This is a genomic window from Rheinheimera muenzenbergensis, assembly GCF_036984005.1.
GTDB classification, from domain to species: Bacteria; Pseudomonadota; Gammaproteobacteria; order Enterobacterales; family Alteromonadaceae; genus Alishewanella; species Alishewanella muenzenbergensis.
Genome location: NZ_JALAAR010000002.1, coordinates 182518 through 197413 on the forward strand (window position 1 = coordinate 182518; position 14896 = coordinate 197413).

Annotated in this window: 15 protein-coding genes; 13 read left to right on the forward strand and 2 right to left on the reverse strand. The window is 49.1% G+C overall.

Annotated features, from left to right (window positions below; translation table 11 throughout):
* Positions 1-14 precede the first annotated feature (14 nt).
* From rlmD to MN202_RS03045, 7 genes are all read left to right on the forward strand, one after another.
* Positions 15-1343 carry a 23S rRNA (uracil(1939)-C(5))-methyltransferase RlmD gene (gene rlmD, locus MN202_RS03015; RefSeq protein ID WP_335734609.1) on the forward strand — a complete coding sequence of 443 codons (1329 nt, stop codon included), beginning with the start codon at positions 15-17 and terminating at the stop codon, positions 1341-1343.
* Positions 1344-1359: 16 nt separating this feature from the next.
* Positions 1360-3555: a GTP diphosphokinase gene (gene relA, locus MN202_RS03020; RefSeq protein WP_335734610.1), complete on the forward strand. Its 2196-nt coding sequence runs from the start codon at positions 1360-1362 to the stop codon at positions 3553-3555.
* A 16-nt stretch (positions 3556-3571) separates the two neighbouring features.
* Complete coding sequence (gene mazG / locus MN202_RS03025) at positions 3572-4345, forward strand: nucleoside triphosphate pyrophosphohydrolase (protein WP_335734611.1); 774 nt, start codon at positions 3572-3574, stop codon at positions 4343-4345.
* Between the two features lie 62 nt (positions 4346-4407).
* Complete coding sequence (locus MN202_RS03030; RefSeq protein ID WP_335734612.1) at positions 4408-4794, forward strand: Rap1a/Tai family immunity protein; 387 nt, start codon at positions 4408-4410, stop codon at positions 4792-4794.
* A complete protein-coding gene (locus MN202_RS03035) occupies positions 4791-5279 on the forward strand; it encodes a T6SS effector amidase Tae4 family protein (RefSeq protein ID WP_335734613.1) in 489 nt (162 codons plus the stop codon). The genes MN202_RS03030 and MN202_RS03035 overlap by 4 nt, the downstream gene beginning before the upstream one ends.
* Positions 5280-5547: 268 nt before the next feature.
* On the forward strand, positions 5548-5913 hold the full coding sequence (locus MN202_RS03040) for a DoxX family protein (protein ID WP_335734614.1): 366 nt from the start codon (positions 5548-5550) through the stop codon (positions 5911-5913).
* A 26-nt stretch (positions 5914-5939) separates the two neighbouring features.
* Positions 5940-6251 carry a putative signal transducing protein gene (locus MN202_RS03045; protein ID WP_335734615.1) on the forward strand — a complete coding sequence of 104 codons (312 nt, stop codon included), beginning with the start codon at positions 5940-5942 and terminating at the stop codon, positions 6249-6251.
* A 70-nt stretch (positions 6252-6321) separates the two neighbouring features.
* Here MN202_RS03045 and MN202_RS03050 read toward each other — a convergent pair whose 3' ends face one another.
* Positions 6322-6687, reverse strand: a complete 366-nt coding sequence (locus MN202_RS03050) for an HPF/RaiA family ribosome-associated protein (protein ID WP_335734616.1) — start codon at positions 6685-6687, stop codon at positions 6322-6324.
* A 311-nt stretch (positions 6688-6998) separates the two neighbouring features.
* On the opposite strand from MN202_RS03050, the gene MN202_RS03055 reads away from it, so the two are divergent.
* The 4 genes from MN202_RS03055 to MN202_RS03070 all read left to right on the forward strand — a co-directional run bounded on the left by MN202_RS03055 (position 6999) and on the right by MN202_RS03070 (position 12854).
* A complete protein-coding gene (locus MN202_RS03055) occupies positions 6999-8636 on the forward strand; it encodes a CTP synthase (protein ID WP_335734617.1) in 1638 nt (545 codons plus the stop codon).
* A gap of 57 nt (positions 8637-8693) precedes the next feature.
* The gene (eno, locus tag MN202_RS03060) at positions 8694-9986 is read left to right on the forward strand and encodes a phosphopyruvate hydratase (RefSeq protein WP_335734618.1); all 1293 of its coding nucleotides are present in this window, start codon (positions 8694-8696) and stop codon (positions 9984-9986) included.
* 293 nt (positions 9987-10279) lie between these two features.
* Positions 10280-10948, forward strand: coding sequence for a substrate-binding periplasmic protein (locus MN202_RS03065; RefSeq protein WP_335734619.1), 669 nt, complete (start codon positions 10280-10282; stop codon positions 10946-10948).
* 124 nt (positions 10949-11072) lie between these two features.
* Positions 11073-12854, forward strand: a complete 1782-nt coding sequence (locus MN202_RS03070; protein ID WP_335734620.1) for a GGDEF domain-containing protein — start codon at positions 11073-11075, stop codon at positions 12852-12854.
* On the opposite strand, the gene MN202_RS03075 is transcribed toward MN202_RS03070, so the two are convergent.
* Positions 12846-13364, reverse strand: a complete 519-nt coding sequence (locus MN202_RS03075; protein WP_335734621.1) for a DUF1569 domain-containing protein — start codon at positions 13362-13364, stop codon at positions 12846-12848. The genes MN202_RS03070 and MN202_RS03075 overlap by 9 nt on opposite strands.
* A 194-nt stretch (positions 13365-13558) precedes the next feature.
* Between MN202_RS03075 and MN202_RS03080 the strand changes: the two genes are divergently transcribed.
* On the forward strand, positions 13559-14176 hold the full coding sequence (locus tag MN202_RS03080) for a hypothetical protein (RefSeq protein ID WP_335734622.1): 618 nt from the start codon (positions 13559-13561) through the stop codon (positions 14174-14176).
* A gap of 63 nt (positions 14177-14239) precedes the next feature.
* Positions 14240-14893: a hypothetical protein gene (locus tag MN202_RS03085; RefSeq protein WP_335734623.1), complete on the forward strand. Its 654-nt coding sequence runs from the start codon at positions 14240-14242 to the stop codon at positions 14891-14893.
* Positions 14894-14896: the final 3 nt, after the last annotated feature.

Sequence of the window (14896 nt, forward strand, 5' to 3'; positions counted from 1 at the left end):
CCGACAGAGAGCCCATGGTTAATATCTATAAAGCCAAAGCAAAAGCCACAGTGCAAGGCAAAGTGCTTAATTTAACAATCGACAGTGCAGATTATGAAATTCAGGGTATTGCCCGTTATCAAAACAAAATTGCCTTTGTCGCCGGGGCTTTGCCGACAGAGCAGGTACAGGCCAGAGTAACAGAAGATAAGGCCGGCTATATCAAAGCCGTTACGGTTAAGGTGTTACAGCCTGCGCCTGAGCGCAGCGCCGCTGTCTGTCAGTTTGCTTCCCGCTGCGGCGGTTGTCAGTTGCAGCATGTAGCGGTTACGACGCAGCAGCAACTGAAACAACAGGGTGTTGATAGTCTGATCCGCCATCAGACCGGTCTTAACACATTGCCGTGGCAGCCGATGCTAAGTGCCCAGCCTGATGGGTACCGGCGCCGTGCCCGTATTGGCCTGTGGTTTGATAAAAAGCAGCGCCAGCTCACCGTGGGGTTTCGCCAGAGTGGCGATAAACAGATTACTGCCATCAGCGCCTGCATGGTGTTATCACCGGTGTTAGCCCCGGTGTTTGCTGCGCTGAACCAGGCGGTGGTGACACTTGATGATCCGGCCTGTGTTACCCACGCTGAAGTTCTCGATGCCGATGGCCAGGCTTTTGTCGTGGTGCGCCATGTAAAAGCCTTGTCGTTGCAACAGCAGCAGCGTTTTATCGATGCCTGGCCCGATGCTATCTGGCTGGGAGAAGCTGAACCTGGCCAATTTAGTTATTGGCAGCAAACATTGGCCAAACCGCAGTACAAACTGGCCGGGCAAGGCCTGACGCTTGAATTTGCACCGGATGATTTTATCCAGGTTAATCAGCGCGTTAATCAGATGATGATCGATCAGGCACTGCAGTGGTTGCAGGTAAACAGCGACGATGTGGTGTTGGATCTCTATGCCGGCATGGGTAATTTTACCCTGCCGCTGGCGCAGCGCGCCAAAACAGTGCGGGCGGTAGAAGGCGTTGCTAAAATGGTGCAGCAGCTGACAACTAATGCCGAATTAAATGGTCTTAGCAACGTGGTTGCCTATCAGGCCGACTTACATTTGCCCTGGCCCAAAGCGCCCTGGCATCAGCGTGATTACACCAAGGTGGTACTGGACCCGGCACGCGCAGGTGCGGTAGGCGCTGTTGAACAGGTTGTGCAGTTAAAACCGGCACAAATATTGTACGTGTCGTGCAACGCCGCCACCTTCGCCCGCGATGCTAAAGTATTGCTCGGTGGTGGTTACTACTTGGAAAAGCTGGCCGGTATTGATATGTTTCCATACACCAGCCATCTGGAAGTGATGGCGTTGTTCAGCAGGCAGTAAACAGAGGGAACAGCAGATGGTCAGGGTTCGGCAGTCACACAGCAATGAACATAACAGCAGCGAAACGCTGGAATGGTTATGCTCGCTTGGTTTGACTGAAAAAAAAATCAGTAGCTTAATGCAGGCAGCCGAGTGGCTGAAACAACAGCAACTGTCTGACGTCGAGCTACCGGTGCGTACCGGCTGGGAAATGGTCGAGATCCTGGCCGAACTGCGTATGGATGCGGATTCTTTGCTGGCGGCACTGCTGTTTCCATTATTAGAAGCCGGTTTAGTTTCAACCGAGCAGCTGGAGAGTACGTTTTCGGTAAATGTGCTGACAATGCTGCGTGCTGTGCAACAAATGGAAGCCATCCGCACCATTCCTACCGGGCCCAACCAAAGTGTTAATCCGCAGCAGGCAGATAACCTGCGGCGTATGCTGCTGGCCATGGTTGAAGATGTGCGCGCGGTGGTGATTAAACTGGCGGCGCAAATTTGCTACCTGCGTGAAGTGAAAAACGCCGATGAAGAAACCCGGGTGTTGGCTGCAAAAGAAACCAATGCCATTTTTGCCCCCCTGGCTAACCGTTTGGGTATTGGCCAGCTGAAGTGGGAGCTGGAAGATTTAGCCTTTCGCTATCTGCACCCGCAGTTGTATAAACAAATTGCCGGCTTACTGGAAGAGCGCCGCTTAGACCGCGAACAGTATATGCAGGACTTTGTTGGCGCAGTCAGGCAAAAGATGGCTGAGGCCAATATACAGGCCGAGGTTTATGGCCGGCCCAAGCATATTTTTAGTATTTGGAAGAAAATGCAAAAGAAACAACTGGCATTCGATCAGTTGTTTGATATCCGTGCCGTGCGGGTTATTACCGACCGGGTCCAGGATTGCTATGGTGCTCTGGGCATAGTGCACACCAGTTGGCGCCACCTGCCAAAAGAGTTTGATGACTACATCGCCACGCCAAAGCAAAATGGCTATCAGTCAATTCATACCGTAGTGTTAGGGCCGCAAGGGCGGCCGGTTGAGATCCAAATTCGTACCAGGCAAATGCATGAAGACTCCGAATTAGGCGTGGCAGCACACTGGCGTTATAAAGAAGGCGCCAGCGCCGGCAAAGATGGCGCTAATGATGAAAAAATTGGCTGGCTGCGCAAGCTGTTGCAATGGCAGGAAGACGTGGTAGACAGCGCTGATCTGGCGGAAGAGCTGCGTAATCAGGTTATTGAAGATCGGGTTTATGTGTTTACCCCCAAAGGCGATATTGTCGATTTACCTATGGGCTCAACGCCGCTGGATTTTGCCTATTATGTGCACTCCAATGTTGGCCATCGCTGTATTGGCGCTAAAGTGTCCGGTCGTATAGTGCCCTTTACCTATCAGCTGAAAACCGGCGATCAGGTCGAAATTCTTACCGGCCGCGAGCCAAACCCGAGCCGTGATTGGCTAAACCCGCATTTAGGCTATTTAAAATCCAGCCGCGCCCGCTCTAAAGTACAGTACTGGTTTCGTTTGCAGGACAGAGACAAAAATCTGGCAGCGGGCAAAGAGTTGCTGGACACTGAATTAACCCGCTTAAATCTGGTGATGGAGCATCCGGCCAAAGTGCTGACGCGGTTTAACGTTAACAGCATGGAAGAGCTACTGGTGGGGATAGGTGGCGGTGAAATTAAAGTCACCCAGGTGGTGCATTTTATTCAGAGCCAGTCGGCTAAAGCCGAAGAGCCGGAAATAGATCCGCGTTTAATCAGCAAACCTTTGTCACCGGCCAAGGCGAAAAGCGATGTGGTGGTGCAGGGCGTGGGCAACCTGCTAAGCCATATGGCCGGCTGTTGCCACCCGCTGCCGGGCGATGCCATTATTGGTTATATTACCCAGGGCCGCGGTATTGCTATTCACCGCGATGATTGTGATCAGTTTAAAACCTTGCAGGAAACCCACCCGGAACGGGTGGTAGATGCTACCTGGGGCGATAAATATGCCTCCGGTTACGAGGTAGATATCCGCATAGTGGCGCATGATCGCAATGGTTTACTGCGTGATATCACCAGCATTCTGGCCAATGAAAAAGCCAATGTCACTAAGATGAGCAGCAGCTCAGATATCAAAGCGCAAACTGCAGTAATTAATATGACGCTGGAGTTGTATAATCTGGACTCACTTAATAAGTTATTAAGTAAAATCAGCCAGATAGATGATGTAGCCGAAGCAAAACGTTTTCACCATTAAATAGAAAGAGAGATCTGTGTCAGACAATATTAGCCGGCTGTTAAGCATTATGAGCCGCCTACGTGATCCGCAAACTGGCTGTCCCTGGGATCTAAAACAAAGCTACGCCACTATCGTGCCTTACACGCTGGAAGAAGCCTACGAAGTGGCCGATGCCATAGCACGGCAAAGCTTTGACGAGTTAAAAGATGAACTGGGCGACTTGCTGTTTCAGGTGGTGTTTTATGCGCAAATTGCTAAAGAAGAAGGCCGCTTTCAGTTTGATGATTGTGTCGCGGCCATATGCGACAAATTAGAGCGGCGTCATCCGCATGTGTTTGGCGATCTGAGCGCTGATGATGCCGATACGGTTCTCAAAAACTGGGAAGCGCTAAAAAGTGCCGAGCGCAAAGACGTCGGCCAGCACAGCGTGCTCGATAACATCCCGCAGGCCATGCCGGCACTAAGCCGGGCTTACAAGCTACAAAAGCGCTGCGCCAATGTCGGTTTCGACTGGCCCGATGTACAAGGTTGCTGGGATAAAGTAAAAGAAGAAATCATCGAAGTTGAAGAATGCGAAACCGGCAGTGAAGAACTCGCCGAAGAGCTGGGCGATTTAATGTTCGCCTTAGTTAACGTAGTGCGCAAACACAAACTCGATCCCGAAGCCGTGCTGCGCGCCGCCAACACCAAGTTTGAAAAACGCTTTCGCGCGGTAGAGCAAGCCCTAGCAGAGCAGGGCAAAAGCCCCGAGCAGTCAGACCTCGCGGAAATGGATGGGCTGTGGCAAGCGTTAAAACATAATTGTTAGATAACTGTTGATTTTGTGTGTTTTCATCGTTAGGGTGTAGTGCTCTAACCGATGGAGATGTTATGTTTGGCTATCAACTTGTCATCGCAGTGCCACTGTTGCTGCTGTCAATATTTACTCCAAGTCATGCCGTTGAGTCTCCGTCTGTCTTTGAGAAGTCAGAAATAATTTCTATCGATAGCAATAATCTATCAGCAGAAGCTTTCTGGCGCTCTTACACCAGTTCTGTTCAGACAGATAAATATGCTGCCAGACATTATTTGCTTGGTGTGATGGATGCTACCGAGGGTAAAACCTGGTGCAGCTATCAACAGTTTAAAACCATCTCACTGCGTGATTACTTAAATGGTTATTTTAGCAAGCTCACCAAGTCGCAGTTACAGCAACGTGCCTCATCGGTTATCGAGGTGGCGTTGATTGAACTTAGTGCATGTAAAGGGAATTTATGAAACCAAGTTACGCTACTTTAAAGAAGAATCACTATTCGTCGGATGACATGAATCCAAGCTACGTCAGTGCTGAACGTGCTTACGAAGAATTGGGTTATGACATTAACCAGCTCATTAAACAGAACTCGGGTTACATTAATACCTGCGCGTTACGCATGAGCTTGGCGCTGCTCAAGTCTGGTGTTCAGTTTAATGGCCGTTTGAAAGTTAAAGCGGGTGAATTTTTAGGTAAAACCTTTGAGCCAGGTGCAAAACTGCTAGCTGATCAGCTAAAGAGAGACACTGTATTTGGCATGCCAAAGTTACTGAACAGAGACAATGCTTTAAAGTATCTAATTGATAAAAAGGGCGTAATTCTCTTTTGGAAAATAGACGGCTACAACGGTGGCCATATTGACCTGATTGAAAGTTCAAACAGTGTGCAGGTATGTAACTCCTCTTGTTACTTTGCCTGTAAAGAGATCTGGTTCTGGCAATTACAATGAAGTCACTGTACACCATGAGAGAAACCCAACGTAGTGGCTTTCTCTCAACGTTGAAACAAGATAATCGCGATATTAAGCACCAAATTCTTACCTGTCTACATTAGAATTCTGCCAGCGTTACTCAGTTGGATTAATCCGCAGTCATCAAAAACGGAATCAATAGGGGCAGAGTCATTGATTTGAATTTTGACTATGTTTTGCGTTTATTGTTTAAGTTGATGTGTTGCGGAACCGGTATTGCGTTGCTCACCTTAACATGGCGGTGAACATGAACAGTCGTATTTTGAGCTACATTCTGGCGTTAATTTTCTTCGCTTCGGGCGGGGCTAAATTATTGTCGTTGCCATTCGAAGTTGAAGCCTTTGCTCGCTGGGGTTATGCAATTGAATTTATGTATTTCACTGGTGCCATTGAATTGGTTGGCGCGCTAGGCTTACTTTTGCCCCGGCTGTCATCATTCACTTCTCTATGTCTGGGAGGGTTTATGCTTGGCGCTATTGGAACGCACCTTGTTCACAACGAGTGGTTAATGTTCTCTGTCGCTTCTGCTATAGCGGTAGCAGCATTTTGGCGTGCTTGGTCTGGCCGGAACCAGATTTGTCAGTTGATCACAACCCTACGCCGCAAAAAATAACCCTGATAAGAATTTAAAGCCGCACTATGAAAAAAATCTATACCCATGACAATGCCTTTATTGTGCACAACGTGAAAAACCTGGTTGAAGCACAGGGTATCGAGGTATTTCTGAAAAATGAATTTGCGCAGGGGGCTGTGGGTGAAGTTTCGGCTTTTGATGCCTGGCCGGAGCTTTGGGTGATAAACGACAGCGACTATGACAGGGCGCTGGCTGTTGTTAATGCAACACAGCAGGCAGGCACGGCCGCAGATTGGGTTTGTGATAACTGTGGCGAAGTTAACGCCGCATCTTTTGATATGTGCTGGCAGTGCCAGCACGATAATCACGGTAACTAAATTAAGCACAAGCGCATGCGGAACAGCTTAAGTAAAGCGAAGCGCTTTCGCGCTTCGCATTGGCTATCAGTTAATTAGTTTCTGCTTCCATGACGGGCGCGCTATGGCCTGTACGTACATGTTTATCACGCAATCTGCCCACTACCGAACTTAACTTGCGCTGCAGTTTATCGGCCGCGCCGGTAATTGTCTGGCCAACACTGGCGGCATGTTCGGTTATGGCAACCGGCTCTAAACCTTCAAAGCGGGCCTCCAACAGACAACGTTTGTCGTGGCTATCGTGTTTTTGCTGGCCATTTTCGTCACTTAAATGCACTTCAATCCGGGTAAGATGATCGGCAAAACGGCTAAGTTTAGTCTGTAGTGTAGTGCGGATAAATTCGGCTAAGCGTTCGTCTGATTGGATATGACGGTCTGTGTGAACTTGAATTTGCATAGGTTACTCCTGTGGTTGACGCTATTGCGGGGCACACAAACTGCAGACCCCGCCGTTGTCGAATAGTTTCCATCTGCTATTACTAATCTTGAGGTTGTATGCGGCACAGTCAAGGGGGGGCTCTACTTTTTTGACTAAATTAACTTAGCCTGCAGCTTTACGTTGAGTGGTGCAGCGCGCTTTGCTATACTTTCCTCCCGTCCTGATACCAATTCTTGAACTACCGTTGTACCCCAGTGCTTAGGCACCGGGCGCTTGGTGTTTTTCAGTATTGGTATTCATCTATTGATTAACATTGTCTCAGGGGTCTCATGACTACAAGATATATCTTTGTGACGGGTGGTGTGGTTTCCTCCTTAGGTAAAGGCATTGCTGCAGCATCACTGGCAGCTATTCTGGAAGCGCGCGGCCTTAAGGTCACTATCCTAAAACTTGACCCCTATATAAACGTTGACCCGGGCACCATGAGCCCCATTCAACACGGCGAAGTCTTTGTTACCGAAGACGGTGCCGAAACCGATCTTGATCTTGGCCATTACGAGCGTTTTATCCGTACCAAAATGACCAAGCGGAACAACTTTACCCAGGGCCGTATTTACGCCGACGTGTTGCGCCGTGAGCGCCGTGGCGACTACCTGGGTGCCACTATTCAGGTTATTCCGCACATTACCAATGAAATTAAAAGCCGCGTAGTTGCCGGTGCTGAAGGCTACGATATTGCTATCGTTGAAATTGGTGGCACTGTGGGTGACATTGAATCACTGCCGTTTTTAGAAGCCATTCGCCAGTTAGGTACCGAAGTTGGCCGTGAGCGTACTTTATATATGCACCTGACACTGGTGCCGTATTTAGGCACTGCCGGTGAAATTAAAACCAAACCAACCCAACATTCGGTAAAAGAGCTGCGTTCTATCGGTATTCAGCCGGATATACTGGTGTGCCGCTCGGATCGCGCTATACCTTCGAATGAGCGAGCCAAGATAGCACTGTTTACCAATGTGGAAGAAAAAGCCGTTATCTCGTTAAAAGACGTCTCCAGTATTTACCAGATCCCGGCATTGTTAAAATCGCAGGGCCTGGACGATTTAGTTTGCCGTCGTTTCTACATCGAAGCACCAGAGGCTGACTTAGTCGAGTGGGAACAAGTGCTGTACCAGGAGTCGAACCCGACGGGTGAAATCACCATAGGTATGGTGGGCAAGTATGTTGAATTGCCTGATGCGTATAAATCAGTTAATGAAGCACTGGGCCACGCCGGGCTGAAAAACCGTGTCAGTGTGCATATTAAATATATCGACTCTCAGGATGTTGAAAGCAAAGGCGTAGGCATTTTGGCCGGAGTAGACGGCCTGTTAGTGCCTGGCGGTTTTGGTGAGCGCGGTGTTGAAGGCAAAATTTTAGCAGCCCAGTATGCCCGTGAAAACAAGGTGCCTTACTTAGGTATCTGTTTAGGTATGCAGGTAGCACTAATTGAGTATGCCCGTAACGTAGTGGGTATGAGCCATGCGCACTCCACCGAATTTAACAAAGATACACCTTACCCGGTAGTGGGCTTAATTACTGAATGGCGTGATGCTGACGGTTCAGTAGAAAAACGCACAGATAAGTCAGACTTAGGCGGCACTATGCGCTTAGGTAGCCAGAACTGTAACCTTATCGATAATACCAAGGCCCGTGAAATTTATGGCAAAGCGGTTATTCAGGAGCGGCATCGTCACCGCTACGAAGTGAATAACAACTTACGGCCACAATTAGAAGAGGCAGGATTAGTGGTATCGGGTTTGTCGGCAGACAACCAACTGGTCGAGATGATAGAAATACCCTCGCACCCGTTTTTTGTTGCCGGGCAATTCCACCCGGAATTTAACTCGACACCACGCGATGGTCATCCGCTGTTTCAGGCTTTTGTCGCCGCGGCGTACAAAGCGCAGAAGCAGCAGCGCGTATAACTTGTGCTAAGCCGGGTCATTTTCCCGGCTTTTTCGTTTTAACAGGGAACTCTAAGCATGTCTGAAATCGTAAAAATTATCGCACGTGAAATTATGGACTCACGCGGCAACCCAACAGTAGAAGCCGATGTGTATTTAGCCAGCGGCGCTATGGGCCGTGGCTGTGCACCATCTGGTGCCTCAACTGGTTCACGCGAAGCGTTGGAACTGCGTGACGGCGACAAGAGCCGCTATTTAGGTAAGGGCGTAACCAAAGCGGTCGCCAATATCGACGGCGCTATCCAGGCAGCTTTAACAGGTAAAAATGCCTATAACCAGGCTGAAATCGACCAGATCATGATCGATTTAGACGGTACTGAAACCAAAAGCAAACTGGGTGCCAACGCCATACTGGCCGTGTCATTAGCGGTTGCCCGCGCAGCAGCTGCCGATAAAAAGATCCCGTTATATCAGCATATTGCTGATTTAAACGGCACCTCAGGTGTGTACAGCATGCCAGTACCGATGATGAACATTATCAACGGCGGCGAGCACGCTGATAACAACGTCGACATTCAGGAATTTATGGTACAGCCGGTAGGCGCCAAAACTTTTGCTGAAGCACTGCGGATGGGCGCTGAAATCTTCCACAGCCTGAAAAAAGAGCTGCAAAAGCGTGGCCTGAATACCGCAGTGGGCGACGAAGGTGGTTTTGCTCCGGATCTGAAATCAAACGAAGAAGCGCTGTCTGTTATTGTTGAAGCAGTAAAAGCGGCGGGTTACGAAATGAATAAAGACGTGACCTTAGCGCTGGACTGTGCTGCCTCTGAGTTCTACAAAGACGGCAAGTACGTATTAAGCGGCGAGAACAAGAGCTTTGACTCGTACGGCTTTAATGATTATTTAGCCGGTTTAAGCCAGCGTTATCCTATTGTTTCTATTGAAGATGGCCTGGATGAGAGCGACTGGGACGGCTGGAAAGATTTAACCAATAAAATTGGCAACAAAGTACAGCTGGTAGGTGATGATTTATTTGTTACCAACACCAAAATTTTAACCCGCGGTATTGAGCAGGGTATTGGTAACTCGATTTTAATCAAGTTCAACCAGATCGGTTCGTTAACCGAGACTCTGGCGGCGATTAAAATGGCCAAAGACGCCGGCTTTACTGCCGTTATCTCGCACCGTAGCGGCGAAACCGAAGATGCCTTTATTGCTGACTTAGCGGTAGGTACTGCAGCCGGCCAGATTAAAACCGGCTCACTGTGTCGCTCTGACCGCGTATCTAAGTACAACCAGTTACTGCGTATTGAGCAGGAGCTGGGCAGCAAAGCGCCTTACAAGGGCCGCAGCGAAATTAAAGGTCAGTAATTTAGCTTAGTAAACACTGACTTTATGCCTGCTGCCAGGCAACACAAAGCCACCTTAGGGTGGCTTTGTTGTTATCTAACCGCTACAACGTCAAAATAAATTGGTTAAAAAAAATACACTAAAGCTGCTGCGGCACTTGCTTTGTCATAATGTCCGGTTAATATCGGTACAATTACAGTCAAGGTTGAGCGTGTACATTGCCCGAGTTGAAGCCCCGCAGCTGGTTTCGAGCTGTCCTGCTTTATTTAAGCCTGATTTTAGCCTCCGCCACGGCAGCGCAGGAAAGCTTTACTGTGGCGATTTACTACCCGCAAGTGCCACCTTACATGTATGCCGCTGAAGATAATGTGCCAACCGGCGTGATCCCCGAGCTGTTAGACGCCTTTTTTGCCGGCCAGCCTTACCGCTTAAACTACGTGTACGAAAATCGTTATCGTGCCGAATTGGGCTTGTATGATGGGAAATATGATGCCTCGGTGCTGGCCGAAAACTGGACCCTGCAACCGGAAGAGTTGTTGTTTTCCCAGCCCATAGTGGCACACCGCGACTACCTGTTTGCGCTGGAGCCTTTTAATCGCAGCGGGCAAAACCTGCCAAATAAAACTATCTGTTTGCGCCGGCACTATATTTATAGCGCCTTGCAGTCTCAATTAGAGCGCGGGGAGTTGGTACGTATTGATACTGAGTCTGAATTTGACCAGTTTAATATGCTGCTAAACAAACGCTGCCAGCTAGCCTATATGAACGAGCATGTCGCCAGTTGGTTGATCAATAACAGGTTTGCCAGCGTGAATTTTTACCGGCAACATCAAGCGACTGACAACGCCGATTTAACGCTGGCCCTTAACAGTAAATGGCGCAATCTGAAACCCAGACTAGATGCATTTATCCGCGAAGCGCAGCGCAGCGGGGTGATTGACCGCAGTTTAGCCAGACATATGCGCAAAACAGCCAAACCTTAACAGCCTAACCTCAGCTGACTGTCATATCAGCGTCACATCGGCGTCTTATCATGTTCCGGTTATCAGGATGATTGTTTTTGCCTCGGATAGCGCTGGCCTGTGATCTGTTACCCGGGTAGTGATTTTGGGATTAAGTGATTTTCACCGCAATGAACTGCAGCGTATTTTGGCTGGCAGATTACTAACGCCGCTGTTTCAGCCTTTGGTATCGTTGAGCGATGGCAGTATTATTGGCTATGAAGCGCTGATCCGCGGTCCGTCCGACAGCGCCTTGCATTCGCCTTTGCTGCTGTTTAAAACCGCGCAAACCTTTGATCTGTTAGAGCCACTTGAGCTGCTATGCCGGCAGTTAAGTATTCAGGCCTTTGCTGACTGTGCCGCAAAAGGCTTGCTGTTTCTTAACGTTAACCCCATGCTGCTGTTAACATCAGACCATCCTTCCGGTTTAACCAAAAGCTACATTTCGCAGGCAGGACTGGCACCAGAGCGTATTGTCATTGAGTTGTCAGAGCAGTTCCAGGTAGAAGACACAGAACTCTTTGTCAGTGCCGTTAAACATTACCGCGACTTTGGTTTTAAAATTGCCATTGACGATTTAGGCAGTGGTTTTTCCGGTTTAAAGCTCTGGTCTGAGCTACAGCCTGATATTGTTAAAATAGACCGCTATTTTGTTGACCAGTTACACCGCGATCCGATAAAAAAAGCTTTCGTTAAAAACATTATTGAGCTGGCCAAAAACACCGGCTCACTGATTGTGGCAGAAGGTATTGAAACCAGCGAAGAATTACTTTTTTGTCGTGAGTTAGGTGCCGATATTGGTCAGGGGTATTTACTCGGGCGACCACATGCCGACTGCATAGAGGTGCCTTTGCCGGCTCTGTCGTTGTTGCGCACCGATAAAACGCTGTCATTAAATGAATCCTTAGAGCCAGTAGTTAGCCGGGTGGCTGCCGTGCAGGCGCAGACTGCAGCGCAGCAAGTGGCGGCAATGTTTGCCGCTGATAAAAATCTGCCCTGTGTTGCGGTCGTCAATAAAGAACAACTGCCGCTGGGGCTGGTAAGCCGCAGCATGATTAACGAACGCTTTTCTCATCCGTTTGGCCGGGCTTTGTATGAAAAAAAACCGATCCATCAATGTATGGAAGCGGCGATTATGGTGGAGCGCAACCTGACAATGGATGCGGTTAGTGGCGTGCTGACCGCGGAAATTCATGACGATGCCAGCCCGTATTTTATTGTTACCGAACAAGGCCGTTATTATGGCCTTGGCTCGGTGCGTAAAGTGTTACGCCAACTAAGTGAGCACAAAATTCAGCTGGCACGCTATGCCAATCCTCTGACCATGTTACCCGGTAACGTACCAATTAACCGCCGTATTGACCAGCTGTTGGCAGAAACCACCGAGTTTGCTATCGGCTATATCGATATTGACGGCTTTAAACCCTACAACGATGTTTATGGTTACAGCAAAGGTGATTTGGTCATTGAGTTGCTGGCGCAAATTATCCAGGCCGAAGTCAGGCATGACGACTTTGTTGGCCATATCGGCGGTGATGACTTTATTGTATTGTCTACCGATAGCGCTGCGGTTGAGACGGCACAACGTATCTGCCAGAATTTTAGCAAAAGGATGGCGAACTATTATTTAGCTGAGCACCTGGCGGCCGGTGGCTTTTACGCCACAGACCGGCTGGGTAGCCTGTGTTTTTACCCCTTACTCAGCTTATCTGTTGGTTTAGCCATGCCAGATACCAGCCTGTGTGGTAACTATCATGATGTCGCGGCGTTGGCATCCGATGCCAAACAACAGGCGAAGAAAACCTCCGGCTCGGCGGTATTTGTTAATAAACGCCGGGTGCCGGATCATCTGGCGCGGCTGGCACCAGCTGCGGCCAGCTCAGGATAAACTGATCTGCTGCAAATGGTTCTGAATATGCAGGTAATGGGCACTGTAGTATTGCTCTTTATTTAGCTGACCATAGGCAAAATGTGGCGCTAACTCACCGTGCCAGGCGATGAATTGTTCAATCTCGTTTAATAGTTCTGCCATTGCAACTTCATTAGATACGGTTTGAATAAGCCGGGGAGCGCCGGGAATAGGCGCATCCAGCGGGTGGCTCATCTGGCCTGCGGCAGCAAAAGCAATAAAAGCAGCACTGCCGGCTGTGTGCTGAAACAATGCCGATTTAGCCTGCGGATATCCCAGACGGGAGTAGCGGATACTTTGCGCCAGATGCTGCAGTATTTCACTGACGCTCCAGCTACCCTGGCTGCTAAGTTTATCTGTTGGCAATAGCTGCAACTCACGCTGCAATTGCTGTAACGGATAGTGCCGCGCCGCGGCAACCACATTAACGCCCGCCAGTATAGCGAATGGGGTCAATACAGCAGTTTTAATAAAGTGACGGCGGTTCATAATACACGCTAATCTCGCTTAACCTGGCTGTTGTTAGCATAGCGTTGGTCCGGCAAAAGTAACAGTCTGGCGAGTACAACTTTCCCTGCTAGACTATTTTCATATTAATGCAAGTTTTTCAAACAAATAATTGCTGAAAAAAGCGGCGTATGTTAGTTTCATGCAACTTATATGACAGCAGGATGTTTGGAAAAATGCAACGGAATGCAGTGCTTACTCATTCAGAGCTCGGCTATTTGTCGGATTTGTTTGGCCAAAAGCAGGAAGTGGTGCCTTCATACGGCAGCGTTAATCATATAATCTCGGTAACGACTGAAGTGCCGGAACTCATTAGCGCGTTGCTGGATCAGGCTAAGTTTACCTTACTGGCTGAAGTAGGGCAGTATAAGCTGTGGTTTCCGCTGGATATAACACTGGACGAATTTGGTCAGCTTAATCCGGTATTAGGCATACCTGAAGTGGTTGAGCACAGCGGTACTGAACGTAGCTGGCGTCTGGCGTCAGCGCAGGGTATTACACTGGGCGATGGCCGCTATGCGGAAAAAGTACAGCTGATATCATTATCCAGCACCGGTATGGCGCTGAAACTGCATTGTACAAAACTGGCCGAGCAGCTGATGCAGCAACAGGAGCTTGAGCTTACCTTACCGGATGGCCAGTCGGTGCCAGTGTGTTTTATGCCGGTAAGGCAACAGGGATCGGTTGTGGCGGCGCGTTTTACAACCGGTAAACTACAACGCGACATGCTGCGGCGGTTTTTGTTTCAGTGTCATCGGCAGCATTTTCCTGCTTTGTATCAGCAGCCAGGCTAACAGCAGTACCGGCCGTGCCAGATTTTACTAGGCAAAATCGTCGCTGTTGGCTAACATCTGGCCATGACTGATGCCGGCAGCAATCAAACACATTTCTGGCAAGTATCCAGAGATAACCAGACTTATACTGAGCTGTGCAATGCTTTGTATGAGCGCGAACTGCTGCGCCTGTCACAATTAAACCGCGAGCAACTGCTGCGTATGCCCGAACGGCTGGCCAGCCTGCCATTTTATATTCGTCGTGCCGCCAGCAATATAGTTCAAACCCGATCTGAGCTGGAACTGGATAGCCAGAATGCTTCCTGGTATCACAAGCAGGCCGCCAGCTGCCCGGCCCGCAAACAACAAGCCGATCCGATAGCGGCCTTTTACGGCAAACAGGCGAAACCTGGTTTGGTCGTACCGGTATATATCAGCCAGCTGAGTCAGGAACAGATCGTATTGGACAGCATTGACGAGGTTGACAGCAACAACCAGCGCTTACATTGCAACGAACACGGCTGGTTTAGTTTTTCCGGCACGCCGCTGGCAAACGCAAACAGCGACAAATTTGTGTTAAAACCCAGCAAGGCTATTATGACTGCAGCCTGTTGCGGCCACCAATGGTTAAATGACAGCAAAACCACGCCGCGACGGCTGAATTTACGTGAATTACTGCTGGCCAGCCGGTTAAACTGGCAAAATTTTGCTAAACCTTTGCCGGCCTTGTTAGCCTGATGT